General features: G+C 67.5%; 3 protein-coding genes. All 3 read right to left on the minus strand.

Annotation, left to right across the window (positions count from 1 at the left end; all coding sequences use genetic code 11):
* Positions 1-50 precede the first annotated feature (50 nt).
* A complete protein-coding gene (gene rsmI, locus Q4P07_RS11410; protein ID WP_303375043.1) occupies positions 51-890 on the minus strand; it encodes a 16S rRNA (cytidine(1402)-2'-O)-methyltransferase in 840 nt (279 codons plus the stop codon).
* Between the two features lie 83 nt (positions 891-973).
* Positions 974-1,723: a succinate dehydrogenase/fumarate reductase iron-sulfur subunit gene (locus Q4P07_RS11415; protein WP_303375044.1), complete on the minus strand. Its 750-nt coding sequence runs from the start codon at positions 1,721-1,723 to the stop codon at positions 974-976.
* A partial coding sequence (locus Q4P07_RS11420; protein WP_303375045.1) for a fumarate reductase/succinate dehydrogenase flavoprotein subunit occupies positions 1,720-3,240 on the minus strand: 1,521 nt, incomplete at its 5' end. The genes Q4P07_RS11415 and Q4P07_RS11420, both read right to left, overlap by 4 nt.

Raw genomic sequence — 3,240 nt, forward strand, 5'->3', positions numbered from 1 at the left:
CCCCTGGGTCGTGACCTCTGCGGCTCGCTGTGCTCGGGGTCTCTGTCGTCTCAGCGGGCGGCGACTGCAGCGTCGTAGAGCCCCTTGGAGGGCAGGCCAGTGCGGGCGGCCACGTCTCGACACACGTCCTTCAGCCGCTCCCCCGCAGCAACTCGGGCCAGGACCACCAGCAGGACCTCGCTCGCCTCGGGGACCCGGCGGGAGTGAGGGTCCAGGCCGGCAACCACCACGGTGATCTCGCCCTTGACGCCTTCGGCCGCCCAGGCAGCGAGCTGCGCCAGCCCGCCTCGGCGGACCTCCTCGTAGGTCTTGGTCAGCTCGCGGCAGACGGCAGCCGGGCGCTGCTCACCAAACACGGACGCCATCGAGCTCAGGGCCGCGCCAAGACGGTGTGGCGCCTCGAAGAACACCATCGTGCGGGGTTCCTCCGCCAGTTGGTGCAGGGCTCGCTCCCGTTCCCCCTGCTTGCGGGGCAGGAAACCTTCAAAACAGAACCGGTCGACCGGGAGCCCGCTGACGGCCAGCGCCATCAGGACCGCCGACGGGCCGGGGACGCAGGTGACGGGTAGGTCGCGCTCGACGCACGCCGCGACCAGGCGGTACCCCGGGTCCGAGACGGACGGCATACCGGCGTCAGTAACCAGGAGCAACCGGCAGCCCGCAGCGATCCGCTCAACGAGCTCGGGAGTCCGCGAGGCCTCGTTGTGCTCGTGATAGCTGACGATCTCGCCGGCGATCCGCACGTCGAGGCGCTCGGTCAGCCGGCGCAGACGACGGGTGTCCTCGGCCGCGACGATGTCTGCGGTGGCCAACTCGTCCAGCAGTCGCCGGCTGGCATCCCGCGAGTCGCCGATGGGGGTCGCGGCGAGGACGAGGGCTCCGGTGGTCATGGCCGCAGCCTACGGGTCGGCAGAGCACGAACGTCCCGTGAAAGTCGAGGTATGCCGCGACTCTCACGGGACGTGGTGCGCTCTCAGTGACTGGGGCTTCCGAAGCCCGCGTGACGTCGGTCGTGGTTGAGCTGGGAGATGACGTTGAGCGGGATCCCCTTGGGGCAGGCCCGGGTGCACTCGCCGAGGCTGGTGCAGCCGCCGAACCCTTCCTCGTCGTGGACCTCAGTCATCGAGATGACGCGGGCGTTACGCTCCGGCTGGCCCTGCGGCAGCTCGCCGAGGTGGGTGACTTTGGCACCCATGAAGAGCATGCCGGAGGCATTGGGGCAGGCCGCCACGCAGGCGCCGCAGCCGATGCACTCGGCGGCCATGAAGGCCCGGTCGGCGTTCTCCTTGGGGACCGGGGTGGCGTGGGCGTCCGGTGCCGCGCCGGTGTTGGCGGAGATGAAGCCGCCCGCCTGCATGATCCGGTCGAACGCACTCCGGTCCACGACCAGGTCCTTGATGACCGGGAAGGGCTCGGCGCGCCACGGCTCGATGATGATCTCGTCGCCGTCGTTGAAGGAGCGCATGTGCAACTGGCAGGTGGTGGTGCGTTCGGGACCGTGGGCCTGGCCGTTGATCACGACTCCGCACATGCCGCAGATGCCTTCGCGGCAGTCCGAGTCAAAGGCGACCGGCTCCTCTCCCTTCTCGGTGAGCTGCTCGTTGAGCAGGTCGAGCATCTCCAGGAAGGAGGCGTCCTCGGAGATGTCGTCCAAGGGGTAGGACACCATCTCCCCCTTGGTCTGCGGCCCGTCCTGGCGCCAGATCTTGAGCGCGACTCTCACTTGTAGCTCCTCTGCTTGAGCTCGATGGCCTTAAAGGCCAGGTCTTCCTTGTGCAGCGTCGGTGCGGAACCGTCGCCGCCCCACTCCCAGGCCGCGACATAGGCGAAGTCGTTGTCATCACGCAGCGCCTCGCCTTCATCGGTCTGGGACTCAAGGCGGAAGTGGCAGCCGCAGGACTCGGTGCGGTGGAGGGCGTCGATGCACATGAGCTCACCCAACTCGAGGAAGTCCGCCACCCGGCCGGCGCGCTCCAGCGTCTGGTTGAGACCTTCGGCAGTGCCCAGGACACGGACGTTCTTCCAGAAGTCTGCGCGCAGCGCACGGATCCGCTCGATCGCAGTCCGTAGGCCGGCGTCCTCGCGAGCCATGCCGCAGTACTCCCACATGATGTGACCGAGCTCCTTGTGGTAGGAGTCGACGCTGCGGGTGCCGTTGATCGACATCAACCGCTCGATCCGCGAGCGCACGTCCTCCTGCGTCTGGATGACCTCGTCATTGTCTTCGGGCACCTTCTCGAAGGGGCCGTGGGAGAGGTAGTCACGGATCGTGTTGGGCAGCACGAAGTAGCCGTCCGCCAGCCCCTGCATCAGGGCCGAAGCGCCGAGCCGGTTCGCGCCGTGGTCGGAGAAGTTGGACTCACCGGTCACGAACAGGCCGGGGATCGTGGACTCCAGGTCGTAGTCCACCCAGAGCCCCCCCATCACGTAGTGGACAGCCGGGTAGATCCGCATCGGCACGACGTACGGGTTCTCGCCGGTGATGCGCGCGTACATGTCGAAGAGGTTGCCGTACTTGATCCGGACCGCCTCCTCGCCCAGCCGCTCGATCGCGTTGGCGAAGTCGAGATAGACGCCGCGCCGGACACCGTCGACCTCTGGGCCGACCCCACGACCCTCATCGCACATGTTCTTGGCCTGTCGGGACGCGATGTCACGGGGGACCAGGTTGCCGAAGTTGGGGTAGATGCGCTCCAGGTAGTAGTCGCGATCCTCGACCGGGATGGTGCTCGGATCCTTGTCGCAGTCCTCGGCGCGCTTGGGCACCCAGATGCGCCCGTCGTTGCGCAGCGACTCGCTCATCAGCGTCAGCTTGGACTGGAACTCTCCGGACTGAGGGATACAGGTCGGGTGGATCTGCACATAGCAGGGGTTAGCCATGTAGGCCCCCTTGCGGTGCGCGCGCCAGGCCGCCGTGACATTGCAGCCCATCGCGTTGGTCGACAGGAAGTAGACGTTGCCGTAGCCGCCAGAGGCGAGAACCACCGCGTCAGCCAGGTGCGTCTCGATCTCCCCGGTGATGAGGTCGCGGGCGATGATGCCGCGCGCTTTGCCGTCCACGACGATCAGATCGAGCATCTCGTGCCGAGCGTGCATCTCGACGGTGCCGGCTCCGATCTGCCGCTCCAGCGCCTGGTAGGCACCGATCAGCAGCTGCTGGCCCGTCTGTCCGCGCGCGTAGAAGGTGCGGGAGACCTGGACGCCACCGAAGGAGCGGTTGTCGAGCAGGCCGCCGTACTC

The sequence above is a fragment of the Ornithinimicrobium sp. genome, from assembly GCF_030537745.1.
Taxonomy (GTDB): domain Bacteria; phylum Actinomycetota; class Actinomycetes; order Actinomycetales; family Dermatophilaceae; genus Ornithinicoccus.